Source organism: Streptacidiphilus sp. ASG 303 (assembly GCF_020991365.1).
Classification (GTDB): domain Bacteria; phylum Actinomycetota; class Actinomycetes; order Streptomycetales; family Streptomycetaceae; genus Peterkaempfera.
Window position 1 is genome coordinate 371840 of record NZ_JAJLRA010000001.1, and the last position, 24286, is coordinate 396125.

The 24286-nt window shown below is 77.6% G+C and carries 19 protein-coding genes and 1 riboswitch; of the genes, 5 read left to right on the top strand and 14 right to left on the bottom strand.

What is annotated here, in order from left to right; translation table 11 throughout:
- Positions 1-657: 657 nt before the first annotated feature.
- Complete coding sequence (locus tag LO771_RS01680; RefSeq protein WP_230647561.1) at positions 658-2322, bottom strand: amidohydrolase; 1665 nt, start codon at positions 2320-2322, stop codon at positions 658-660.
- 102 nt (positions 2323-2424) lie between these two features.
- Positions 2425-2865 carry an Lrp/AsnC family transcriptional regulator gene (locus LO771_RS01685; RefSeq protein ID WP_230647563.1) on the bottom strand — a complete coding sequence of 147 codons (441 nt, stop codon included), beginning with the start codon at positions 2863-2865 and terminating at the stop codon, positions 2425-2427.
- Between the two features lie 176 nt (positions 2866-3041).
- On the opposite strand from LO771_RS01685, the gene LO771_RS01690 reads away from it, so the two are divergent.
- Complete coding sequence (locus tag LO771_RS01690; RefSeq protein ID WP_230647565.1) at positions 3042-4022, top strand: site-specific integrase; 981 nt, start codon at positions 3042-3044, stop codon at positions 4020-4022.
- Positions 4023-4275: 253 nt separating this feature from the next.
- Complete coding sequence (locus LO771_RS01695) at positions 4276-4716, top strand: hypothetical protein (RefSeq protein ID WP_230647567.1); 441 nt, start codon at positions 4276-4278, stop codon at positions 4714-4716.
- Positions 4717-4873: 157 nt separating this feature from the next.
- On the opposite strand, the gene LO771_RS01700 is transcribed toward LO771_RS01695, so the two are convergent.
- On the bottom strand, positions 4874-6046 hold the full coding sequence (locus LO771_RS01700) for an acyl-CoA dehydrogenase family protein (RefSeq protein ID WP_230647569.1): 1173 nt from the start codon (positions 6044-6046) through the stop codon (positions 4874-4876).
- 844 nt (positions 6047-6890) lie between these two features.
- On the opposite strand from LO771_RS01700, the gene LO771_RS01705 reads away from it, so the two are divergent.
- Together LO771_RS01705 and LO771_RS01710 are read left to right on the top strand one after the other, a co-directional pair.
- Complete coding sequence (locus LO771_RS01705; protein WP_304944747.1) at positions 6891-9914, top strand: AfsR/SARP family transcriptional regulator; 3024 nt, start codon at positions 6891-6893, stop codon at positions 9912-9914.
- A 579-nt stretch (positions 9915-10493) separates the two neighbouring features.
- Positions 10494-12422 (top strand): AAA family ATPase, encoded by a 1929-nt coding sequence (locus tag LO771_RS01710; RefSeq protein WP_230647931.1) that lies wholly within the window; start codon positions 10494-10496, stop codon positions 12420-12422.
- A 114-nt stretch (positions 12423-12536) separates the two neighbouring features.
- On the opposite strand, the gene LO771_RS01715 is transcribed toward LO771_RS01710, so the two are convergent.
- The 10 genes from LO771_RS01715 to ribD form a co-directional block, all read right to left on the bottom strand.
- Positions 12537-13592 carry a hemolysin family protein gene (locus LO771_RS01715; protein ID WP_230647571.1) on the bottom strand — a complete coding sequence of 352 codons (1056 nt, stop codon included), beginning with the start codon at positions 13590-13592 and terminating at the stop codon, positions 12537-12539.
- Positions 13589-14986, bottom strand: a complete 1398-nt coding sequence (locus LO771_RS01720) for a hemolysin family protein (protein WP_230647573.1) — start codon at positions 14984-14986, stop codon at positions 13589-13591. Before LO771_RS01720 ends, LO771_RS01715 begins: the two co-directional genes overlap by 4 nt.
- 364 nt (positions 14987-15350) lie before the next feature.
- Positions 15351-15872 (bottom strand): PH domain-containing protein, encoded by a 522-nt coding sequence (locus LO771_RS01725; protein WP_230647575.1) that lies wholly within the window; start codon positions 15870-15872, stop codon positions 15351-15353.
- 64 nt (positions 15873-15936) lie between these two features.
- Positions 15937-16782 carry an ATP phosphoribosyltransferase gene (gene hisG / locus LO771_RS01730; RefSeq protein ID WP_230647577.1) on the bottom strand — a complete coding sequence of 282 codons (846 nt, stop codon included), beginning with the start codon at positions 16780-16782 and terminating at the stop codon, positions 15937-15939.
- An 82-nt stretch (positions 16783-16864) separates the two neighbouring features.
- On the bottom strand, positions 16865-17137 hold the full coding sequence (locus LO771_RS01735) for a phosphoribosyl-ATP diphosphatase (RefSeq protein ID WP_230647579.1): 273 nt from the start codon (positions 17135-17137) through the stop codon (positions 16865-16867).
- 145 nt (positions 17138-17282) lie between these two features.
- On the bottom strand, positions 17283-17774 hold the full coding sequence (gene ribH / locus LO771_RS01740; protein WP_230647581.1) for a 6,7-dimethyl-8-ribityllumazine synthase: 492 nt from the start codon (positions 17772-17774) through the stop codon (positions 17283-17285).
- 126 nt (positions 17775-17900) lie between these two features.
- Positions 17901-19271 (bottom strand): bifunctional 3,4-dihydroxy-2-butanone-4-phosphate synthase/GTP cyclohydrolase II, encoded by a 1371-nt coding sequence (locus LO771_RS01745; protein WP_230647583.1) that lies wholly within the window; start codon positions 19269-19271, stop codon positions 17901-17903.
- Positions 19268-19915 (bottom strand): nicotinamide mononucleotide transporter family protein, encoded by a 648-nt coding sequence (locus LO771_RS01750; RefSeq protein WP_230647585.1) that lies wholly within the window; start codon positions 19913-19915, stop codon positions 19268-19270. The genes LO771_RS01745 and LO771_RS01750 overlap by 4 nt, the downstream gene beginning before the upstream one ends.
- Positions 19912-20616, bottom strand: coding sequence for a riboflavin synthase (locus LO771_RS01755; protein WP_230647587.1), 705 nt, complete (start codon positions 20614-20616; stop codon positions 19912-19914). The genes LO771_RS01750 and LO771_RS01755 overlap by 4 nt, the downstream gene beginning before the upstream one ends.
- A 3-nt stretch (positions 20617-20619) precedes the next feature.
- Entirely contained in the window at positions 20620-21792 is a 1173-nt protein-coding gene (gene ribD / locus LO771_RS01760) for a bifunctional diaminohydroxyphosphoribosylaminopyrimidine deaminase/5-amino-6-(5-phosphoribosylamino)uracil reductase RibD (RefSeq protein ID WP_230647932.1), read from the bottom strand.
- 170 nt (positions 21793-21962) lie between these two features.
- A riboswitch (FMN riboswitch) is annotated at positions 21963-22093 on the bottom strand.
- A gap of 352 nt (positions 22094-22445) precedes the next feature.
- Between ribD and LO771_RS01765 the strand changes: the two genes are divergently transcribed.
- Positions 22446-22949: a MarR family winged helix-turn-helix transcriptional regulator gene (locus tag LO771_RS01765; protein ID WP_230647589.1), complete on the top strand. Its 504-nt coding sequence runs from the start codon at positions 22446-22448 to the stop codon at positions 22947-22949.
- Positions 22950-23039: 90 nt separating this feature from the next.
- On the opposite strand, the gene LO771_RS01770 is transcribed toward LO771_RS01765, so the two are convergent.
- Positions 23040-24248 (bottom strand): phosphatidylserine/phosphatidylglycerophosphate/cardiolipin synthase family protein, encoded by a 1209-nt coding sequence (locus LO771_RS01770; RefSeq protein ID WP_230647933.1) that lies wholly within the window; start codon positions 24246-24248, stop codon positions 23040-23042.
- Positions 24249-24286 lie beyond the last annotated feature (38 nt).

The window sequence follows — 24286 nt, forward strand, 5'->3', positions numbered from 1 at the left end:
CCGGACGCCCTTCGGTCCGACCCGGGACCCGCCGGCTGCGGATCGGCCGAGAGCCGTTGTCTACTGAGCGTCCGGTCCCCGCCCGGGTCGCACCTGCCCGGCGGGCCCCGGTTGGCCTGCCGGCTGCCACGCGCCCCGTGCCGCGGCGGCTGGACCTGGCTGCCTGTCGGCGGCGCCGCTGGGGCGCCGTCCGTCGGCCCAGTGCCTGCCACGGGTTTGGCGTGGAGGTTCCCGGTCGGGCGGCCTGCGGGGGGAGTTCCCCCCGGAGGTGGACGGCGTCGAACCTACTGGTAGCCGACCGCCGTCTGTCAACTGCGGCCCGACCTGTGCGGACGGAGCAGAACCGCAGGTCGGAGCGGTCTTCCGGCGTGAGGAGTCCGCCGCGGCGCGTCCCGGAGGGGGGACCTGGCTCCACCCGATCGGCCGCAGGCGATCTTCGCGGCGCCCGGCGCGCACTCCCCCGGGCGGCCGCCGCCGCGGCGTGCGGCGCGCCGGGCGCGCCCGGACCGGGACGCGCCGGAACCGCGGCCGGGCGCCCTCCGGCGCCACCGGGCGCCCCTCCCGACACTCCTCCGACCGCCGACGCCCTGCTCGGAGGACGCCGCCCTCGGAGGACGCCGCCCTCGGAGGACGCCGCCCGTCGGACGCCGTCCCCCGTCAGAGGGACCCGTGCACCACCCGGCCGCGCACCGCGGTCGCCAGGCAGACCGGCAGCGGCGCGCCCGGCGTCAGGTCGGGCAGGCCGGGGGTGCCGGAGCGGGGGTCGGTGGACCAGCCCGCCACCCGCGAGTCCGGGGCCTGCACCACCAGGTCCCCCGCCTGCCAGACCGCGAAGTCCGCCGGGGCGCCCGGCACCAGCACGCCCGCGTCGTCGCGGCCGAGCGCCCGCCAGCCGCCCCGGGTGTGGGCGGTGAAGGCGGCGCGCACGGAGACGCGGTGCGCGGGGTTCCGGTGGAACGCCGCGGCCCGCACGGTGCCCCACGGGTCCAGCGGGGTCACCGGCGCGTCGGAGCCGAAGGCCAGCGGGACCCCGGCCCGCAGGAGCTGTGCGAACGGGTTGAGCGCCCGGGCCCGCTCGGCGCCCAGCCGGCGGGCGTACATGCCGTCCTCGCCTCCCCAGGCGGCGTCGAAGGCGGGCTGGACGGAGGCGACCAGGCCGAACTCGGCGAAGGCGGCCACCGCCGCATCGTCCAGCAGCTCCGCGTGCTCCACCCGGTGGCGCAGCGCCCGCACCCGCCCGGCGCCCAGCCGCCCGGCGGCGGCCCGCACGCCGTCCAGGACGGCGGCCAGGGCGGCGTCCCCGATGGCGTGGAAGCCCGCCTGGAGGCCCGCCTCCGTGCAGGCGGCGACGTGGTCGGCGACCTCGGCGGCGGTGAGGTAGGCGGCGCCGGTGGAGCCGGGGGCCCCGGCGTCGTCGGCGTCCGCGTAGGGGGCGTGCAGGCAGGCGGTCCGGGAGCCGATCGCGCCGTCCACGAAGAGGTCGCCGCCCGCGCCGACCGCGCCCAGGCGCCGGGCGGTCCCGACGGCGCCGAGCTCCCCCCAGTAGCCGAACACCCGCGGCCCGCCGCCCTCGGCGGCCAGGGCGAGCAGGCCGGTGAAGTCCTCCTCGGAGGAGATGTCGGGGCCGCCGCACTCGTGGACGGAGCCGATGCCGAGGGAGGCGGCACGGCTCAGGGCCGCCTGCTGGGCGTCGCGCCGCTGGCCGGCGGAGATGCCGTCGAGGGCGGTGCGGCGCACGGCGTGGTGGGCGTCGCGGGTGAGGGGGCCGTCGGGGTGGTGCCCGGCGAGGCCGGAGAGGGCGCCGGACCGGTCGGCGCGGGCGCGCAGCGCGGTGGAGGCGACGGCGGAGTGCACGTCGGTGCGGGAGAGGTAGACGGCGGCGCCGTCCGCGGCGGTGTCCAGCTCCTCGCGGGTGGGCGCGCGGTTCTCGGGCCAGCCCGTCTCGTCCCAGCCGTGGCCGACCACGACGCCGTCGCCGCCCCCGCCGGCGGCGAGGCGGCCGCGGGACCGCTCCTGCCGGACGTGGCGCTCCAGCCGGGCCAGGGCCTCGGCGAGGGAGGGGCAGCCGGTGAGGTCGAGGCCGGTGAGGGCCAGGCCGGTCGCGGTGGCGTGCACGTGGGCGTCGACGAAGGCCGGGGTGACCAGCGCCCCGGCGAGGTCGACCACCCGGTCGGCCCCGTCGACGTACGCGTCCGCCGCGCCCTCCGAGCCGATCCAGGCGACGGTGCCGTCCTGGACCACCATGGCGGTGGCGAAGGGGTCGGCGGGGCTGTAGACGGCGCCGCCGCGCAGGAGCACGGTGCCGGTGGTGCGATCGGTCATGGGGCCAGTCTGCCGGGCACCCCCGGACGCGGCGCAGCGGGGTGGCACCGGGCCCGGGGCCGCGGGCCGGGGCGGGCCGGGGCCGCGGGCCCGGACACGGGGTCAGATCCTGGGCGGGCGGGCCTCGTACGGGGTGCTGAGCACGACGGTGGTGCGGGTGGAGACGCCGGCGGCGGAGCGGATGCGCGCCAGCAGGTGCTCCAGGTCGCCGGGACCGGCCACCCGGACCTTGAGGATGTAGTTCTCGTCGCCCGCGACACTGTGGCACGCCTCGATCTCGTCGATCCCGGCGAGGCGGTCGGGCACGTCGTCGGGCGCGCTGGGGTCGAACGGCTTGACCGAGATGAACGCGGTGAGCGGCAGGCCCGCCGCGTCGGGGTCGACGACCGCGGCGTAGCCGCGGATCACGCCGCGCTGCTCCAGGCGGCGCACCCGCTGGTGCACCGCCGAGGTGGAGAGGCCGGTGGCCTTCCCCAGGTCGGTGTAACTCATCCGCCCGTCCTGGACGAGCAGCTGCACGATCTGACGGTCGAGATCCTCCACAAGGGGCCAACCTACTGGGCGCGGCGCGTCCCTGCCGACCCGGCCGGACCCCCGGCGCGCCCGGGGGCGCCGGGGACGGGCGGCAGCGGCGGCGGGGATGGCGGCGGCGGGGCCCCGCCGGGGCGCTGCCGGGGCGCTGTCGGGGCGCTGTCGGTGACGGCTCCTAGGGTGGCCGCATGTCCGAGTCGCAGGGGAGAACGCCGGCGCCGGGAGTGGCCGCGCTGGAGCGGGTGGTCGAGGAGCTGGCCGCGGAGCCCGGCGTGAGCGGCGCCCGGGCGCGGCAGCTGCGCTGGGTCGCCGGCGAGCTGGCCCGGGCGGTCGAGCGCGGCGGGCTGCCGCCGGGGGCCGGCGCGTCGCTGGGCGGCCTGCTGGAGCCCGCCGCCGTGGAGTCGTACCTGGAGCTGGCGGCCCGCGGCGAGCTGCGGCGCCGCGCGGTGCCCGACCCGGGCCGGTCGTCGGACGCCAGCATGCGGGTGCGCGCCGACTGCCTGGTGATCGTGGCCCGGCGCGCCGGGGTGGCGCTGGAGGTGCCGGAGCGCCCGCTGGTGCCCGAGCCGAAGCCGGTGGTGGACCCGCGCCGCCGCGGCCTGCTGCTGCGGTACCTGGCGGACGGGGCCGAGCGGTACGCGCGGGCGGACCCGGGGCGGGTCCGGCTGCTGGCGCTCGTGGGCGTGGTCCTGGACACGGGGGCGCGGGCCGGGGAGCTGTGCGCCCTGCGGACGGGCGACCTGGGCGGGGGCAGCGGCGGCGGCCCGAGCGGGGACCTCGGCGAGGTGCGGCTGGTCCGGCGGCCGCAGGCCAGGTCGGTGAGCCCGCCGCACACCGAGGTGCTGCCGCTGTCCGGGCCGACGCGGGCGGCCCTGCGGCGGTGGCTGCCGGTCCGGGAGGAGCTGGTCGCGGCCGCGCAGGGTCCGGTGCACGCGCTGTGGGTGTCGGTGCGCGGCAACCACGCGGGCCTGCCGGACGCGGACGGCCGGGTGCGTCGGCGGCCGCCGGGGATGCCGCTGATGCCCCGGGGGCTGGCGCGCGCCTACACCCGGACCGTGGCCGAGCTGAACGTGGAGCTGGCCGGCACCCCCGGGTGGGAGCCGCTGCCCCGGCGGCTGGAGCAGCTGCGCCGGGCGGTGGCGGCGGAGCTGGAGGCGGCCGGCGGCTGACCCGGCGCGGGGGCGGCGGCCGGCAGGCCCCGGACCGGCGGACCCCGGCCGGAGGGCCCCGCCGGGGGGCGCTGCCGGGACGTGCCGGGGGCGCGTGCCGGAGCGCGGAGGGCGCTCCGCGGGGCCCCGTGTGACCAAGGACACACCGGGCGCATGACAGTGCGTCGGTCCGCAGGGTTATGTGGGGCAGGTGGAGGGAATTGCTGCTTGTGGTCACGGCCGTGGCGGCCTGGCCCACCCGAGGGGGATGAACATGCCTGTACTTGACCGGCGCACCCGCGACACCGAGGCGGAGCTGCGCGCCGACGAGCCCGAGCCCTGCGAAACCCGGGCGCCCTTCCCGGGCGCCGACCCCGGCGACGGCGAGACCTGGGAGATCCTCCGGCTCCGCTGCCCCGAGTGCGACCGCCCCATCGCCCTGCTCGAGGACGAGGAGCGCCTCCCCCAGCACGCGGTCCTGCGCAGCGCGTGGAACCCGTTCGCCTCGGTGGTCTGCCCCGGATCCGGCCAGCCGGTGGACGACGCCGCCGACTTCGACGAGGACCCCGCCCTCGACGCCGGGCCGGCCCTGGAGGCCCTGCTGACGCTGCCGCCGGAGCTGGACTGGCGGACCCAGCCGTTCTCGCACGTCGGCGGCCCCGGCTCCCGGCCGGTGCGCGTCCCGCGGCAGGAGCTGCGCCCCGCCCGGAGCTGACCCGCCGCCGGCCGGGCGCACGGGCGGGGCCGCCCCGCCCGGCGCCGGTCGCCGACCGCACCGGCCGCACTGAACAGCACGGAACAGCACGGACCCCGCCGGGCACTGCCCGGCGGGGTCGTCGTACGGGTCGGGCGCGCGGCGGCCGCCGCGCGTCTCAGCGGCCGGCGCCGCCCGTGAGGCGGCGGCCGATCACCATGCGCTGGATCTGGTTGGTGCCCTCGACGATCTGGAGCACCTTGGCCTCCCGCATGTAGCGCTCGACCGGGTAGTCCTGGGTGTAGCCGTAGCCGCCGAGGACCTGGACGGCGTCGGTGGTCACCCGCATGGCCGCGTCGGTGCAGAACAGCTTCGCCATGGCCGCCTCCTTGGTGAAGGAGAGGCCCGCGTCGCGGCGGCGGGCCGCCGACAGGTACAGGGCGCGGCCGGCCTCGACCTGGGTGGCCATGTCGGCGAGCATGAACGACAGGCCCTGGAAGTCGGCGATCGGCCGGCCGAACTGGCGGCGGTCCCGGGCGTACTCCACGGCGTGGTCCAGGGCGGCCTGGGCGACGCCGACCGCGCAGGCCGCGATGCCGAGGCGGCCGGAGTCGAGGGCGGACAGCGCTATGGAGAAGCCCTGGCCCTCCTCCCCGATCAGGCGGTCGGCGGGCACCCGCGCGCCGTCGAAGTGGATCTGGGCGGTGGGCGAGCTCCTCAGGCCCATCTTGCGCTCCGGCGGGGCGGCGCTCAGACCGGGGGTGTCGGCCGCGACCAGCAGGGCGCTGATGCCGCCGGGGCCCTCGCCGCCGGTGCGGACCAGGGCGCTGTAGAAGTCGGCGGCGCCGCCGTGGGTGATCCAGGCCTTGGTCCCGTTGACCGTGTAGGTCCCGCCGTCGCGGACGGCGGAGGTGCGCAGCGCGGCGGCGTCGGAGCCGGACTGCGGCTCCGAGAGGCAGTACGCGCCCAGCAGGGAGCCGCCCAGCATGTCCGGCAGGAACCGGCGCCGCTGGTCGTCGCTGCCGAAGGTGGCGAGGGCGTGGCAGGAGAGGGTGTGGACGCTGACGCCGAGGCCGACGGCGAGCCAGCCGGCCGACAGCTCCTCCAGGACCTGCAGGTAGACCTCGTACGGCTGGCCGCCGCCGCCGTACTCCTCGGGGTAGGGCAGGCCCAGCAGCCCGGACTCGCCGAGGGTGCGGAGGACCTCCCGCGGGAAGCGCCCCTCGGCCTCGTCGTCGGCGGCCCGGGGCAGCAGCTCGTGGTCGACCAGCTCGCGGGTGAGGGCCAGCAGGTCGCGGGCCTCCTCGGTGGGCAGCTGGCGTTCCACCGGCTTGCTCGGGGAGATGCTCATGGCGGGGTCGCCTCCTCGGTCGCACCCCGGGCCCGTGGTGGGGGCCCGGCGGGGTCGTCGTGCCTCGTCGGAGGCGGTCCCACCGGTTCGCAGTGAACGGCCATTAACCGACGCGGCGAAGTGAGTATGCCCGATCCCGGGGCGTCCGTCACCGCGAGGGCCCGGCGGGCGGCGGCGAGGGGTAGCGCGGGGGGGGCGGCCGGGGCGGGTGCGGGCCGGGCGCGGCGGCCGGGCGGCACCCGGACGGCCGGGGCTGCGCGGCGGCGGCGCGGCCGGGGCGGGGCCGCCCGGCCGGGCCGGCGGCCGGTCCGGCCGCGGGCATGCGGAGGGCCGGCCGCACCCGGCGCAGCAGCCCCCCGTGCTGCTGTGCCGGCGCGACCGGCCCTCCCCCCTGTCCCCCCGTCCCCGGCTCCCCTCCGGGGACCGCCTCCGCCCAGGGCGCGGAGGCGGTGTCCGCCGTCCCCCCGGGCGGCGGAAGCTCATGCGCTGCGGGCGCTACTTGCGGGTGGCGCCGTTGCCGGTGGGCGACTCGGTGCCGGTGCCCGTCCCGGTGTCCGTCCCGGTGTCCGGCGTGTCGGGGGTGGGCTCCTCCGGCGGCGTGCTCATGTCGTTGCTCCTCGGTGGTGGTCTGGCGGCCCGTCCGGCGGGCCCCGGGGTCCGGCCGCTCCCCCGGCGGGCCTCCGCGCGGGGAGGCCTGGGGAGAACGACCGGAGCAAGCATGGCGAAGGCCGATAAACATCTGATAAACAGCACCTGCGGTGCCGTGGGACGCAGCGCACCGCAGGGGGAGAGCCGCTCCGAGCCGGTCGGGGCGGGCATCGGGGAAGCCGGGGGGCGCGCAGCCTTGCAGACCGACGCGGACGCCGCACAGCCGAATCTGCACTTCGAGGTCCTGGGCCCGCTGCAGGCGTGGCGCTCCTCCCGGGAGGTCGAGCTGGGACCGCCGCAGCAGCGCGCGCTGCTGGCCGTGCTGCTCCGGCGGGCGGGCCGGCCCACCGGGCTCCGGGAGGCGGTCGAGGGGGTCTGGGGCGAGGACCCGCCCCCGAACGCCGTGGCCGCCGTCCGCACGTACGTCTCCCGGCTGCGCCGCTCCCTGGAGCCCGACCGCAGGTCCAGGACGGCCGCGGACACCCTCGTCTCGGTCGCGGACGGCTACGCCCTGCGCCTGCCGCCGGGGGCCGTCGACGCCGACCGGTTCGAGCAGGACGTCAGCCGGGCGGGCCGGGCGCTGGCCGCCGGGGACGCCGAGGGCTGCCACGCGGCGGCGGCTGCGGCGCTCGCCCTGTGGCGGGCCGCCCCGCTCCCGGGCCTGCCGGGCCCCTCGGCCGACGCCTGGCGCAGGCGGCTGGAGGAGCTGCGCTGCACCGCGCTGGAGCTGCGCCTCGGCGCCGGGATCGACCTCGGCCGGGCCCAGGAGGCCGTCGCGGAGCTGGCGGACCTGGTCGTGGAGCACCCGCTGCGGGAGCGGTTCCGGGCCCTGCTGATGCTGGCGCTGTACCGCGGGGGGCGGCAGGCCGAGGCGCTCGCCGCCTACGCCGACGCCCGCCGCCTGCTGGTCGCCGAGCTCGGCGTGGAGCCGGGGCCCGAACTCGGCGAGCTGCACGCGCGCATCCTGGCCTCGGACGCCTCCCTGCTGCGGCCCGCGCCCCCGGTCGCGGTGTCCCGCGGCCCCGGGGAGCGGCCGGCCGCGGCGGTCCCCGCGCAGCTCCCCGCGGACCCGGCCGACTTCACCGGCCGGGAGGCGATGACCCGGGAGCTGGAGGCGGTGCTCCGCGGCGGGGACGGCGGTCAGGGCGGTCGGGGCGGTCGGGGCGGGGACGGCGGCGTCCGCCTCTGCGCGGTGTCGGGCATCGGCGGGGTCGGCAAGACGACGCTGGCCGTGCACGCCGGGCACCGGGTCCGCGCGGAGTTCCCCGACGGCCAGCTCCACGTGGACCTGCGCGGCGCCGGGGACGGCCCCGCCGACCCGGAGGCCGTGCTCGGCGACTTCCTCACCGCCCTGGGCCAGGATCCGGACGGCGTCCCGGAGGGCCTGGAGCAGCGGGCGCGGCTCTACCGCTCCCTGCTGGCCGACCGCCGGGTCCTGGTCGTGCTGGACAACGCCCTGGACACCGCCCAGGTCCTGCCGCTGCTGCCCGGCGGCCCCGGGTGCGCCGTGGTGGTCACCAGCCGGGCCCGGCTCACCGACCTGACCGGGGCCCGCCACGTCGACCTGGACGTCCTGGACCCGCAGGAGGCCGTGCGGCTGTTCGCCGCCATCGCCGGGACCGAGCGGGTGGAGGCCGAGCGGGAGGCGGCCCTGGACGTCGTGTCCGCCTGCAGCTTCCTGCCGCTCGCGGTGCGGATCGTGGCGTCCCGGCTGGCGGCGCGCCGCTCCTGGACGGTGTCGGTGCTGGCCGAGCGCCTCGCCGACGAGCAGCGCCGCCTGGACGAGCTGCAGACCGGGCGGCTCGGCGTGGAGGCCACGTTCGAGCTGGGCTACCGGCAGCTCTCCCCCGCCCTGGCCCGGGCGTTCAGGCTGCTGGCGCTCCCGGACAGCCCGGACCTCTCGCTGGCCTCCGCCGCGGCCGTGCTGGGGCTGCAGGTGCAGGACGCGGAGGACCTGGCGGAGGCGCTGGTCGACGCCGGGATGCTGGAGTCCCCCGCCCCCGGCCGCTACCGCCACCACGACCTGCTGCGGCTCTTCGCGCGGCGGCGGAGCGGGCGGGCCGACACGGCCGGGGAGCGGGACCTGGCCTCCGGCCGGCTGCTGGACTTCCTCTTCGCCAGCGTCTCGGCGGCGTCCCGGCTGCTGGAGCCGGGCGACGTCCTGACGGACCACCTGCGGCCGCCGCAGGCGCAGGCGGCGCCCCTGCGGGACACCGAGGCCGCCCGCACCTGGCTCCGCTCCGAGCAGGCGACGCTCTTCGCGGTCGTCTCGCAGCGGGCCGGCGAGGACCGCGAGGGCGCCCTGCGGACGCTGGTCGACCTGCTGATGGCCTGGGTGTGGCTGATCGACGGCGTGGTCCACCAGCGGCAGATCGAGCGGGTCCTGCGGCCGGTGGTGGCCACCGCCCACCGCGCCGGCGACCGGGTCGCGGAGTCGCGCGCCCGCTGCGTCCGCGCGTTCCTGCTGTACTCCTGCGACCGGTACGAGGCGGCCGAGGAGGAGCTGCGAACCGCCCTGGAGCTCGCCCGCGCCTGCGGGGACGGCGTGGCGCACTTCAGCGCGGCGAACCTGCTGGGCGTCGTCACGGGCGGCACCGGCCGCTCGGTGGAGGCGCTGCCGTACCTGCACGAGGCCCTGGAGCAGTGCGAGCTGCTGGGGAACACCAGCGTCTCGGCACTGATCATGGGCAACACGGCCCGGTCGCTGATGGACCTCGGCCGCGCGGCGGAGGCCCGGGCCATGGCGGAGGCGGCGCTGGCGGCCGCCGAGTCCTCCGGCAACGACTCCACGGTGGCCGAGACGCGGTACGCCGCGAGCGTGGTGATGCGCCAGTCCGGCGAGCCGGAGCCCGCCGCCGTCCACCTGCACCACGCCCTGCGGCTCTTCCGCGAGCAGGGGCGCCGGAGCTGGGAGGGCCTGGTCCTGGCGCGGCTGGCGGAGTGCCTGCTCGCCCTGGACCGGGACGCGGACGCGGCGCTGACGGCGGAGCAGGCGCTGGCGGTGGCGGTGGAGATCGACGACGCGTATTGCGAGGGGCTGGCCCACGCGGCCCGCGGGCGCGCCCTGGTCCGGCTGGGGCACGCCGAGCGGGGCCGGGCGGCCCTGGAGGGCGCGGCCGCGGTGTTCGGCCGGCTGGGGGTGCCGGAGGCCGAGGAGGTCGGGGACCTCCTGCGGCAGGCGGGCGACCGGACGGCGGCGGCGGTGCAGGCCTCCCCCTGAGCCCCGGACCGGTGACGGTGCGTGCCGCCGCCGGCGCGCTGCGCTTCGCGCCGGACGGCGGCTTGACCTGGGCCGGGGCCAGGTCCTACCTTGTCCCCGTCGCGAGATTGGTTGATCCCGCAACAACAGACGCGAAGCCCCTCGGCCGTTCCCCCGTGGCCGAGGGGCTTCGTCCTGTCCCGGGCGGGACCGGCACCGCCCCGGCCGGGGGATCCGCCGTGCCCGGGGCCGCGGCGGCGCGGCGCCCTTCCGGATCTGCGGGGCGCCGGTACGATGCCGGGAGGAGCGGCGCACGGGGTGGTGCGGGCCGGGGGCGGCGAAGGGCTCTCCGCCACTCCCCCGGGCCCCGCGGAGTCTGCGGGGACGGCCGCGTTCCGCGTCGGCCCCCGCAGGGTCATCATGGTGGCCGGACGGCCTGGCCCGCGGTGCGGCGGGCGGCACGAGGGGGCGGTGCTCATGGGTGCGGGAGCGGCGGCAGGCACGCGGCGGGACCCACGGCGGGGGGCCTGAGTGGGCGGGGCCGAGGACCCGGGCGGCGCCGGGACGGCGGGGCTCGCCGACCGGGCGTGGCTGCGGGCCATGGACGCGTACACGGCGGGGGCCTACTCCCGGGCCGAGGAGGAGTTCCGCACGGCGGTGCAGCTGGACCCCGGCATGGCGGACGCCTGGCTGGGGCTGCACGCCCTGCGGTCCGACACCTCCGGGGCGCTGCTGGCCATGCACCGCCACCGCGACCGGTTCGGCGAGCAGCGGGGCCGCCACCGCAGGCCGCTGAGCTCCTGGTACTGGCTCGGCTGGTGGGTGCAGCCGGTGCTGGAGGACCGGCGCGACCTGGCGCTGGCGCACGCCTCGCACTGGCTCGACGGCCGCCACCTGCCCGAGCTGGACCGGGCCCTGGACCTCTGCCCGCCCGCCGGGGAGGACCCCTCGGTGCGGTTCCTGCACGCCTGCCGCTCCTACCTGGTCAAGGACTGGGAGCAGCTGATCCGCGACACCGACGGCCTGCTGGACGACCCCCTGCTGGGCATCGAGGCCGGCCTCTTCAGCGGGATGGCCCGGGTCCGGCTCGACATGTGCCCGCAGGCGGAGGCCCCGCTGGCGGCCTCGCTCGCGCGCTGCCGCTCCGAGCAGCCGCAGCGCAAGGAGCTGCGCTACTGGCTGGCGCGGGCGTACGAGGGCGCGGGCCGCAGCGCCGCGGCGCTGCCGCTGTACCGGGCGGTGCACCGGGCCGACCCGGCGTTCATGGACACCGCCGCCCGGCTCGCGGCGATCATGTCGGAGGACGGGGTCGACCCGGAGCTGCTGGAGGCCGAGCTGGACGGCGCGGCCGGGGCCGCGGGCACCGGGGCGGCGCAGTCCGCCGCCGGGGGCGAGGACGGCGGCTTCGGCGCGGCCGGGACCGCGGGCGGCGGCGGGACGGCGGGGGGCACCGGGCCCGCGGCCGAGGCCGCGGACCCGGTGGCGGCGACCGCGGCCGACCGGGCCGAGTCCGCCGGGGGCACCGCGGGGGCGGGCGGTCCCGGCGGCACGGCGAGCCCCGACGCGGGAGGCGCGGACGGCGGGGGCTCCGACGCCTCCCTGCGCGACCGGGTGGTGCTGCCGGTCCAGCCGCGGCCGGCGTCCGGCGCGGCCGCCGGGGCGGGCGGACCGGACCGCGGGCAGCTGGACGCGGCCCTGGCCGAGCTGGACCGGATGGTCGGCATGGGACCGGTGAAGCGGCAGGTGCTGGCGCTGTCGGCGCAGCTGCGGATGGCGCGGCTGCGGGCCGGCCAGGGCCTGCCCGTGCAGCCGCCCAAGCGGCACTTCGTCTTCTCCGGGCCGTCCGGGACGGGCAAGACCACGGTGGCGCGGATCCTGGGCCGGGTGTTCTACGCCCTGGGGCTGCTCTCCGGCGACCACCTGGTGGAGGCGCAGCGCGCCGACCTGGTGGGCGAGTTCCTGGGGCAGACGGCGGTGAAGGCCAACGAGCTGATCGACTCGGCGCTGGACGGCGTGCTCTTCATCGACGAGGCGTACTCGCTGGCCAACTCCGGCTACAGCAAGGGCGACGCGTACGGCGACGAGGCGCTGCAGGTGCTGCTGAAGCGCGCGGAGGACAACCGGGACCGGCTGGTCGTGATACTCGCCGGCTACCCGGAGGGCATGAACCGGCTGCTGGCCGCCAACCCCGGGCTCGCCTCGCGCTTCACCACCCGGGTCGACTTCCCCAGCTACCGCCCGTCCGAGCTCACCGCGATCGGGCAGGCGCTGGCCGCCCGCGACGGCGACGGCTGGGACGCGGACGCCCTGGAGGAGCTGCACAGCATCTGCGCCCACGTGGTGGGCGAGGGCTGGATCGACGAACTGGGGAACGGCCGCTTCATGCGCACCCTGTACGAGAAGTCGTGCGCCTACCGGGACCTGCGCCTGTCGGTGCTGGCCGCGGCGCCCGGCCGGGAGGACCTGGCAACGCTCCGGCTGCCGGACCTGATGCAGGCGTACGGCGAGCTGATCGACGGGCGCGGCTGACCGGACGGGCGGGACGGACGGGGCGGGCGGGAGCAGGAACGGGGGCGGTCCGGAGCAGGAACGGGGACGGCGGGCGGGCCCGGGGCGGTGCGCCCCGGGCCCGCCCGCCGCGGCTCAGGCCCGGCCGCGGACGGCCGCGGCCCGCCGGTGGTCCGGGTCGTGGACCTCCCCCACCAGCTCCTCCAGCACGTCCTCCAGGGTGACCAGGCCCAGCGTGCGGCCCTCCCGGTCGACGACGGCCGCCAGGTGGGCGGCGGCGCGGCGCATCGCGCCGAGGGCGTCGTCCAGCGCGGTGCGGTCGCGCACCGAGGTCATCCGCCGCCACGTCTGGCGGGGCACCGGCGCGGTGCGGTCGTCCAGGTCGAGGACGTCCTTGACGTGCAGGTACCCGAGGAAGCCGCCGTCCGGGCCGGTGACCGGGAAGCGGGAGAAGCCGGTGGAGACGGCGAGCTCCTCCAGCCGCGCCGGGGTGACGGAGGCGTCCACGGTGACGAGCTTCGCGGTCGGCAGCAGCACGTCGGTGACGGGGCGGCGGCCGAGCTCCAGGGCGTCCTCCAGCCGCTCCTGCTCGCGCGGGGCCAGCAGGCCGGCCTCACGGGAGTCCTCCACCAGGTGGGCCAGCTGCTCGCTGGTGAAGACGGACTCCACCTCGTCCTTGGGCTCCACGCGGAAGGCGCGCAGCACCAGGTTGGCGAAGGCGTTGAGGAAGCGGATGAACGGGCCCAGCAGCCGGGCCAGGGTGTCCAGCGGCGGTCCGAGCCACAGGACGGCCCGCTCCGGGCTCGCCAGGGCGATGTTCTTGGGGACCATCTCGCCGACCACCATGTGGAGGAAGACCACCACGGCCAGCGCGATGACGTACGAGGCCAGGTGCGTGGCCGCGTCCGGCACGCCGAGGGCCTGGAACGGGCCGTGCAGCAGGTGCGCGATGGTGGGCTCGGCGAGGGCGCCGAGGAGCAGCGAGCAGACGGTGATGCCGAGCTGCGCCGCGGCGAGCATGGAGGAGACGTTCTCCAGCGCGTGCAGCACGGTGCGGGCGCGGCGGTTGCCGGCCGCGGCGAGCGGCTCGACCTGGCTGCGCCGGACCGAGATGACCGCGAACTCGGCGCCGACGAAGAAGGCGTTGCCGAGGAGGAGCAGGAGGGAGGCGAGGATCTGCAGGACGGTCATCGGGCCCGCCCCCCGTTGCCGTCGGCTCCCCTGCCGTTGCCCCTGCCGTCGTCCCCGGGGCCGTCCGCCGCGGCGGGGCCGCCGGGCAGCCGGCCGGTGCGCTCCAGGCGCACCCGGGAGGTGCGGTGCCGGTCGGTGTCCAGGACGGTCAGCCGCCAGCCGGGCAGCCGGGCCGTGTCGCCGGGTGCGGGGATCCGGCCCAGGAGGTGGGCGACCAGGCCGCCCAGGGTCTCGTAGGGGCCCTCGGGCGCGCGGAGGCCGACGGCCTCCAGCTGGTCGACGCGGGTGCGCCCGTCGGCGTCCCAGGCGGGCATGCCGCCGACGGGGGCGAGGGCGACCAGGTCGGGGAGGTCCTCGGGGTCGTGCTCGTCGACGACCTCGCCGACCATCTCCTCGATGATGTCCTCCAGGGTGACGACGCCCGCGGTGCCGCCGTACTCGTCGACGACCACGGCCATCTGCTGGCTGCGGCGCAGCACCTCCAGGAGGCGGCCCGCCGGGAGGGTCTCGGGCACCAGCAGCGGGGGGACCTTGATCTGCGAGACCGGTACGACGGAGCGGCGGCCGGCGGGCACGGCGAGGGCCTCCTTGAGGGAGACGAAGCCGGTGACGTCGTCCAGGGTGTCGGTGTAGACGGGGAAGCGGGACAGGCCGGTGGCCCGGGTCAGGTTGAGCACGTCGGCGGCGGTGGCGGCGCCGTGGAGGGCGGAGACGTCGACCCGGGGGGTCATCACGCTCTGGGCGGTGAGCCCGGTGAGGCCGAGGGTGCGGACGAAGAGGTCCGCGGTCTCCTCCTCGATGGCTCCCGCCTTGGCCGAGTGCTGGGCGAGCGCCACCAGTTCGGAGGGGGTGCGGGCGTGGGCGAGCTCCTCGGCGGGCTCCATGCCTAGCGCGCGCACGGCGCGGTTGGCGGAGCCGTTGAGGAAGGCGATGACCGGGCGGCAGGCGGCCGAGAAGGCGCGGTGCGGTCCGGCCACGGCGCGGGCGACGCGCAGGGGCTGGGCGATGGCCCAGTTCTTGGGCACCAGCTCGCCGATGACCATCTGGAGGACGGTCGCCAGCACCATGCCGACGGCGACGGCCAGGCCGCGGGAGGCGGACTCGGGGACGCCGACGGCGGCGAGGAGCGGGCCGAGCAGCTCGGAGAGGGCGGGCTCGGCGAGCATGCCGACCACCAGGGAGGTGACGGTGATGCCGAGCTGGGCGCCGGAGAGCTCGAAGGAGAGGCGGCGCAGAGCCTGGGCGACGCCCTCGGCGCGGCGGTCGCCGGCGGCGGCCGCACGCTCGACCGCGCCGCGTTCGACGGTGACGAGGGAGAACTCGGCGGCCACGAAGAGGCCGTTGGCGAGGATGAGGGCGAACGCCGCGATCAGCAGGATCCAGGCGGTGGTCACCGTACCGCCTCCCCGCGGGCCGCACGCGCGGCCGGGCGGTGCGGAGGCTCAGGGGACGGGACGGCGTTCGTACTGCCGGACGGATCGTCCATCGAGGGGAGGTGTCACTCCTCTGGTCGGGGGTGGGGGCGCGTGCTCGCCGGTGGAGCGGCCCCCGAAGGGACCGGACGCGCCGTGGCCTGCGGGGTGTTTGCCCCGCCTTTACCAGCGTAAACGACGGGCGGGCGGGGGGGGGGCAGGGCTCCCGGGGACGCCGGTGCGGACCGGTCCGGGGGCCTGGCGCGGGCCGGCCGGGGGGCCTGGCGGCGGCCGGTGCGGGAGCGGGCCCGGCCCAGGGGCCGGGGCCGGACCCGGGGCGCCGGGCTCAGCGGCCGGGGGCGGCGGCGCCGTGCGCGTCGACGAGGTCGCGCAGCGCGCGGGCGGCGGCGACGGCCTGCTCCCGGCCGGCGGCGGGCTGGATGCCGACGGTGGCCAGGGTGGTGCCGTCGGCCAGGTCCAGGACGGCCCAGGGGTCGCCCTGGCGGAGGTTGACGCGGACGATCTCGGCCCAGGCCAGTCGGCGGCTGCGGACGAAGTTGACCACGGTGACCCCGGCGGGGTCGGCGGTGACCCGGGGCCGGGAGAGCATCACCAGGGCCGCCGCGAAGAGCAGGCCGGTGACGACCAGGGCGCCGCGGTCGTAGGCGTGCCAGTTGGAGGGCAGCGCCGCCGCCATGGCGGCGAACATCACCACCAGCAGGGCGGCGGTCGGCAGCAGGACGGCGCGGGTGCGGGAGGCCCGCCAGGTCACCGGCAGCGCGGGGGGTCCCGCGGTCCGGTCGCGGCCGGTCCCCCGGTCGTGGCCGGCGCCCCGGTCGTGGTCGGCGGGCGGCGGGGTGGCGGGCATGGCGGCGGGCTCCACGGGAGGGTGCGGGGCGGGGACGGCCGGTGCCGTCCCCGCCCCGGCGGGGTCAGAGGCGGCAGGCGTGGATGTTGGTGACCAGGATGGCGCGGGCGCCGATGGCCCACAGGTCGTCCATGATCCGCTGGGCCTCCTTGCGGAGCACCATGGAGCGGACGGCCACCCAGCCCTCGCTGTGCAGCGGCGAGACGGTCGGCGACTCCAGGCCGGGGGTGAGGGCGACGGCGTCGCCGACCCGCTCGGCGCGGATGTCGTAGTCCATCATCACGTAGCGGCGGGCCACCAGGACGCCCTGGAGACGGCGCAGGAACTGCTCGACCCGCGGGTCCTCGCCCGCGCCCCGGGGCCGGACGACGACGGCGTCCGACTCCAGGATCGGGTCGCCGAAGACCTCCAGGCCCGCGTTGCGCAGCGTGGTGCCGGTCTCCACGACGTCGGCGATCACGTCGGCGACGCCGAGCTGGATGGCGGTCTCGACGGCGCCGTCGAGGCGGGTGACGGAGGCCTCGACGCCGTGATCGGCGAGGTGGCGGCGGACCAGGCCGGGGTAGGAGGTCGCGATCCGCAGGCCCTGGAGGCCCTGGACGTCCTTGGCGGTGCCGACCGGCCCGGCGAAGCGGAAGGTGGAGCCGGCGAAGCCGAGCGCGAGCACTTCCTCGGCCTCGGCGCCGGAGTCCAGCAGCAGGTCGCGGCCGGTGACGCCGATGTCCAGGCGGCCGGAGCCGACGTAGATCGCGATGTCCCGCGGGCGCAGGAAGAAGAACTCGACGCTGTTGTCGGCGTCGACGAGGACGAGCTCCTTCGAGTCCTTGCGCTGGCGGTAGCCGGCCTCATGGAGCATCTCCGCCGCGGGACCCGAGAGAGAACCCTTGTTGGGTACGGCGATGCGCAGCATGGGAGGCAGGTCCTTCACTTGTTCGCGGATGTGCGGTTGCGGACGTGGTCGCGCGGGGGGCGGCACGCGCCCCTGCGGCGGGTCACAGATGAGCGTATACGTCCTCGAGGGACAGGCCGCGGGCGACCATCATCACCTGGAGGTGGTAGAGCAGCTGGGAGATCTCCTCGGCCGTCCGCTCGTCCGACTCGTGCTCGGCGGCCATCCAGACCTCGGCGGCCTCCTCCACCACCTTCTTGCCGATGGCGTGCACGCCCTGCTGGACGAGCTGCGCGGTGCGGGAGGAACCGGGGTCGCCGGAGGCGGCCTTCTGCTGGAGCTCGGTGAAGAGCTCCTCGAATGTCTTCAGCGCCATGATGGGGACACCCTACGGCCTGGGGGCGGGACGCCGGGGGACGGTCCGCGGCGCGGACACCCGTGTCCGCGACGCGGGACGGCCGCCGGGACCGCGGGACGGTCCCGGCGGGCCGGGGTTCAGCGCCGGGGTTCAGCGCAAGGGCTCAGCGCCAGGGCTCCGAGACGGCGCGCAGCGCGGCGACGGTGGCGACGGCGGCGGTGACCGCCTCGTGGCCCTTGTCCTCGTGGGAGCCGGGCAGCCCCGCGCGGTCCAGCGCCTGGGCCTCGTCGTCGCAGGTCAGGACGCCGAAGCCGACCGGGACTCCGGTGGAGGCCGCCACCTGGGTCAGGCCCATGGTGGCCGCCTGGCAGACGTAGTCGAAGTGCGGCGTGCCGCCCCGGATGACCACGCCCAGCGCCACCACCGCGTCGTAGCCGCGGTCGGCGAGCTGCTTGGCCGCCACCGGGAGCTCGAAGGCCCCCGGCACCCGCAGCACGGTCGGCTCGTCGATGCCGAGCTCGTGCAGGGCGCGCACGGCGCCGTCGAGCAGCCCCTGCATGATCTGCTCGTGCCACTGGGCGGCCACGACCGCGACCCGCAGGTCGCGGCAGTTCCTGGCGGTCAGCGTCAGCTCGGGGGCTCCCTTGCCGCTCACGGGCGTTCCTCTCCGTCGTACCGGTCCGTCGTACCGGTCGGTCTCGTCCCCGCCCGGGTCGTGCTCGGGCCGGGGGGTGGGGCGTGGGTGGGTGGGGCGTGGGTGGGTGGGGCGTGCGGGGCGGGCTCAGCGCGTACCGTCGGCGGCGCGCGGCTCGACCACGGGCGCGGCGAGCGAGGCGGGCGCCTCGGCCGCGTCGAGCCACGGCAGGTCGTGGCCCATGCGGTCCCGCTTGGTGAGCAGGTACCGCAGGTTGTGCTCGCCGGCCTGGACGGGCAGCGGCTCGCGGCCGGCCACCTCGATCCCGAGGGCGGTCAGCGCGGTGATCTTCTCGGGGTTGTTGGTGAGCAGCCGCACCGAGCGCACGCCGAGGTCGGCGAGCATCCGCGCCGCGGTGCCGTAGTCGCGGGCGTCGGCGGGCAGGCCGAGGTCGAGGTTGGCGTCGACGGTGTCGCGCCCGGCCTCCTGGAGCTGGTACGCGCGCAGCTTGTGGACCAGGCCGATCCCGCGGCCCTCGTGGCCGCGCAGGTACAGCAGCACGCCGCGCCCGGCGGCGGCGATCCGGTCCAGCGAGGCGTGCAGCTGGGGGCCGCAGTCGCAGCGCAGCGAGGCGAGGATGTCGCCGGTGAGGCACTCGGAGTGCACCCGGACCAGCACGTCCTCGCCGCCGGGGACGCGGCCGTCGGCGTCCAGGCCGCCGGCGACCAGGGCGATGTGCTCGGTGCCGTCCGCGGTGCGGTAGCCGACGGCGGTGAACATGCCGTGCTCGGTCGGCAGGCCGGTGACGGCGGCCCGCTCGACCAGGCTCTCGGTGCGGCGCAGGTACGCGATCAGGTCGGCGATGGAGATGATCGCCAGGCCGTGGCGGCGGGCGAAGGGCACCAGGTCGGGGAGGCGGGCCATGGTGCCGTCGTCGTTGACGACCTCGGCGATGGCGCCGGCCGGCGGCAGGCCCGCGAGCCGGGCCAGGTCGACGGCGGCCTCGGTGTGCCCGGGGCGGGCCAGGACGCCGCCCTCGACCGCGCGCAGCGGGAAGACGTGGCCGGGCCGGGTCAGGTCGGCGGCGGTGGTGGTGGACCCGGCGAGCAGCCGCACGGTCCGGGCGCGGTCGGCGGCGGAGATGCCGGTGGAGACCCCGTCGCGGGCGTCGACGGAGACCGCGTAGGCGGTGCCCTTGCGGTCCTCGTTGACCTGCGTCATGGGCGGCAGCGCGAGGCGGTCCAGCTCGGCCCCGGTCATGGGGACGCAGACGACGCCGGAGGTGTGCCGGACGGTGAAGGCCATCAGCTCCGGCGTGGCGGCGGAGGCGGCGAAGACCAGGTCGCCCTCGTTCTCGCGGTCCTCGTCGTCCACGACGACGACGGCGCGGCCGGCCGCGATCTCGGCGATCGCGCGCTCGACGGTGTCGAGGGTGAGGTCCTCGCGGGCGTCCGGGGCCTCGGGGGCGGGCGCGTGGTCGTGCGGGGCGGGGGCGGCGAGCTCGTGCAGGGCGGTCATGCCACTGCTCCTTCCAGTGCGGACTGCTGCCGGGGACGGACGGTGCGGGTGCGCAGCCACCAGGCGCGCAGGCCGAGCAGGACGAGGACGAAGTAGACGACGTAGACGAGGCCGGAGAAGGCCAGCCCGCCGGAGAAGGCGAGCGGCACGCCGACCAGGTCGACGGCGAGCCAGGCGAACCAGAACTCCACCCAGCCGCGGGCCTGGGCGACCATCGCGGCGAGGGTGCCGGTGAAGATGTAGGCGTCCGGCCAGGGGTTCCAGGAGAGCGCGGGGACGGCGGTGAACAGGCCGCCGACGGCGAGGGTGCCCAGGGCGGTGCCGGCCGCCAGCAGGCCGCGCTCGCGCCAGGTGGCGAAGCGGACCTGCAGCTCGCCGTCGTCGCCGCGGCCGCGCCGCCACCGGTCCCAGCCCCAGAGGGCGACCCCGATCACCAGGAGCTGCTTGCCGACGCCGCCGCTGAGGTGGGCGGACCAGTAGGCGGAGACGAGGACGGCGCCGGAGAGGAGCTGGACCGGCCAGGCGGCCAGGGAGCGGCGCCAGCCGAGGGCGAGGGCCGCCAGGCCGAGCAGGTTGCCGACCATGTCGGACCAGATGACGGTCTGCCCGAAGGCGGTGAAGGCGGTGCTGTTGAGCCAGCTCATCGCAGGTCTCCGGCGGTCGCGGCGGGGGCGCCGGACCCGGCGGTCGCGGTGCCGGCGGGGAGGAGCGGCGCGGCGCGGTCGGCGAGCAGCCGCTCGACGTACTTGGCGAGGACGTCGACCTCCAGGTTGACCGGCTCTCCGGGCCGCCGGAGGCCGAGGGTGGTGAGGGCGAGGGTGGCCGGGATGAGGCTGACGGTGAAGAAGTCCGCCCCTGCCTCGACCACGGTGAGGCTGACGCCGTCGACGGTGATCGAGCCCTTCTCGACCAGGTACCGGGAGATGCCGGCCGGCAGCGAGAAGCGCAGCACCTCCCACTGCGGCCTGCCGTCGGCGCCCGCCTCGCCGGGCGTGCGGGAGAGCAGGGTGGCGGTGGCGTCGACGTGGCCCTGGACGAGGTGGCCGCCCAGCCGGTCGCCGAGCGCCATCGCCCGCTCCAGGTTGACGCGCGAGCCGGGCGCGAGGACGCCGAGGCTGGAGCGCTTCAGCGTCTCGGCCATGACGTCGGCGGAGAAGGCGCCGGTGCCGGCGGCCAGTTCCTCGGCGGTGTCCACGACGGTGAGGCAGACGCCGTTCACGGCGATGGAGTCGCCGTGGCGGGCGCCCTGCGTGACGAGGGGTCCGCGCAGGCGGATGCGGGAGGAGTCCCCGAGGTCCTCGACGGAGACGACCTCGCCCAGCTCTTCGACGATTCCGGTGAACACAGCTCAGCTCTCCTCGGTGGCGGGCACGGTGACGGGCCGTTCGGTGGTGCTGTTCCCGGGGGCGGCGCTCCGGGCGGAGGCGCGTCCGGCGGCGGCCGGGCGCCGGGGGTAGGCGGTGAGGCGGAGGTCCGCCCCGACGCGGACGACGTCGTCGACGTCGAGCCGCAACGCGTCGCCGACCGTGTCGATTCCCGCGTCCAGCAGCGCCGCGGGTCCGGCGCCGAGCAGGGCGGGGGCCAGGTAGCCGACGGCCTTGTCGACGAGTCCGGCGGCCCAGAAGGCGCCGGCCAGCGTGGGGCCGCCCTCCAGCAGGACCGAACGCACGCCGCGCGCGTGCAGTTCGGCGAGCAGGGCCCGGGGGTCCAGGCCGCGGCCGTCCGCGGCGCGCGGCACCTCGGCGACCTCGGCCCGTCCGGCGCGGACGGCGTCGGCGAGGCGGGAGGTGTCGGCGCCGGGTGCGACGGCCAGCAGCGTGGGGGCGGCGCCGTCGAGGACCCGGGCCCCGGGCGGGGTGGCGGCGGCGGTGTCGGCGACGACCCGCAGCGGCTGGCGGACGTCCCCGTCCGCGCCGTGGCGGACCGCCAGGTGGGGGTCGTCGGCGCGCAGGGTGCCGGAGCCGACGAGGACGGCGTCCGCCTCGGCGCGCAGCCGGTGCACGTCGGCGCGGGCCTCGGGGCCGGTGATCCAGCGGCTGGTGCCGTCGGCGGCGGCGGAGCGGCCGTCGAGGGTGGCCGCGTACTTCCAGAGCACGAACGGGCGTCCGAGGCGCACGGAGGCCAGCCACGCCTCGTTGCCGCGCTCCGCCTCCGCGGCGAGGAGCCCGGCCTCGACGGCGACCCCGGCGGCGCGCAGCGCCTCGGCTCCGCCGGCGGCCTGGTCGGTGGGGTCCGCCACGGCGTACACGACGCGGGCCACCCCGGCGTCGACCAGCGCCTGCGCGCAGGGGCCGGTGCGGCCGGTGTGGCTGCAGGGCTCGAGGGTGACGACGGCGGTGCCGCCGCGGGCGCGGTCGCCGGCGGCGCGCAGGGCGTGGACCTCGGCGTGGGGGCCGCCGGCCTGCCGGTGGTACCCCTCCCCCGCCACCTCGCCGTCGGCGTCGAGGACGACGCACCCGACGACGGGGTTGGGGCTGGTACGGCCGAGGCCGAGGGCCGCGAGGGCGACGGCGCGGCGCATCGCCTCGGCGGTGCGGCTTTCCGTCAGGGGGGCCACCGGAGTCCTCCTCGCGCTTGGTGCGCGGGCTCCGGGGCGTGGGGAGAGGACGCGGACGAGGAGAAGCCGGGCACGGCCGTGGGCGGACGCCCCGCAGGGGGCGCGCCGACGGCGCGGGTACGGCCGGACGTCCGCCGCGCACTGCCTCCCATCCGGACTTTCACCGTCGGTCCAGGAATTTCACCTGGTCAACCGGCCGCTGGCTGCGGACGGGTCGCGGACTGTAACCGCCGGTTCGGAATTACACCGACCCCGGAGTGCGCAAACGTCACTGGTACTGGATCAGAGTGTGCCATGCCCGGCCGCCCCGCGGGGAGGCGGGGGCACTGTGGAATCGCTCACGTTCCCGACCGGGGCCGGCGCGCGGCGCGTACGGACACCCGCAGGCGTCCGCCGACGGCCGCCGACGGCCGCCGACGGCCGGGGGCGTGCGCGGGAGCGCGGGCGCCGCCCGCTCGGCCGTACCCGCGGGGCGCACCCCTGGGTACCATCGGTCGCCCCACCCCCGGCGCAGCCCCTGCGGGACGATCCCGCACCGGCCGGCGCGGGGGCCCGGACGGCCGCCGGAGACGGGACGGCCGCCGGAGGGGACATCTCCCGGAGAGGGGACAGCGCACGTGGAGGACGCCGTCGCGGTGGTGCTGCGCCAGTGGCAGCAGCTGTTCCCCGGACTGGACCTGGCGCCGGTCGCCCTGGTCGGGCGCCTGGGGCGCTGTGCGGCCCTGCTGCAGCAGGCGGCCGACGCGCCGCTGGCCGGGGCGGGGATCAGCCGCCCGGAGTACGAGGTGCTCGCCGCGCTGCGCCGGGTCGGCGGGGAGCTGACCCCAGGCCGGCTGGCCCGGGAGACGTTCGCCTCCGGGGCGGCGGTCACCAAGCGGGTCCGGCAGCTGGAGGAGCGGGGGCTGGTGGTGCGCCGCGCCGACGGGCGCGACCGCCGGGTGGCGCACCTGTCGCTCACCGTCCGGGGCCGGGAGCTGGTGGACCGGCTGCTGCCCGCCCAGGTCGGCCACGAGGGCGCGCTGCTGGAGGGGCTGCCGGAGGAGCGCAGGCGGCAGCTCGCCGAGGGCCTCGGCGAGCTGCTGGTCCTGCTGGAGGGGCGGCTGGGCGGCCTCCCGGGCTGACCGGCCGGCAGGCCGGCCGGTGGGCAGGCCGGCTGCGGGCGGCCTCCCGGGCGGGACGGGCCCCGGACGGCGCCCGCCGGGGCCGCGGGACTACAGGAAGCGCCGGATCGGCAGCACGGACAGCTCGCGCAGCCGCTGGCCGGTCCCGCGGCGCCGCCAGCGGTGCGGGTCGACCGGGTCGCTGCGCCGCAGGTCGGTGTCGAAGTCCTCGTCGAGCCGGGCCGTCAGCTCCTCGTCGAGGACGGCGAGCATGACCTCCTCGTCGTGCTCCAGCGAGCGCCGGTTGAAGTTGGTGGAGCCGACGAGCGAGAGCACGCCGTCGACGGTGAGCACCTTGGCGTGCATCATCGTCGGCGCGTACTCCCACAGCTTCACGCCGCACTCCATCAGCTGCGCGTAGTGGTGCTGCCCCGCGAGCCGGCAGACCCGCTTGTCGGTGTGGCTGCCCGGGAGCAGGATCTCCACCTCGACGCCGCGGGCGGCCGCCTCGCACAGCAGGCCGACGAAGTAGGCGTCCGGGGCGAAGTAGGCGGAGGCGACCCGGATGCGGCGCTCGGCGCCGGTGATGGCGACGCGCAGCAGGGTCTGCATGTCCTGCCAGCCGATGCTGGCGGAGCCGCGCACCACCTGGACGACGGCGTCGCCGGCCGGCTCGTGCTCGGTGAAGCGGTCGCAGGCGTCGTAGAGCTCGTCGTCGCAGCACTCGGCCCAGTTCTGGGCGAAGGCGGCGGCGATGCCGTCGACGGAGGGGCCGCGGACCTCGACGTGGGTGTCCCGCCACTCGTTCTCGTTGCGGGCGTCGCCGCACCACTCCTCGGCGATGCCGACCCCGCCGGTGAAGGCGACCCGCTCGTCGACGACCAGGACCTTGCGGTGGCAGCGGTGGTTCTGCTTGAACGGGGAGAGCCACAGCGGCTTGCGGAACCAGGCGACCCGGACGCCGGACCCCTCCATCAGCTCCAGCAGGTCGCGCTCGATGAGGCGGCCGCCGAAGCCGTCGAGGAGCAGCCGCACGCGCAGGCCCTCGCGGGCCTTGGCGGCGAGCTCCTGGGCGAACTGCCGGGCGATGTCGCCGCGCCAGTAGACGAAGGTCATCATGTCGACGGTGCGCCGGGCGCCGCGGACGGCGTCGAGCATGGCGGGGAAGATCTGGTCCCCGTTGCGCAGCGGGCGCACCGCGTTGCCCTCGGTGGCCGCGATGCCGATGAGCCGCTCCAGCCGGCGGCGCAGCAGCTGCTTCCGGTCGGCGGCCGGGCCGGGGCCGGGCACGCCGGGTGCGGTGCGGGCGGGCAGCGGCAGGGTCACGGGGTCACCTCGCGTGCGTCTGGCCGGGCCGT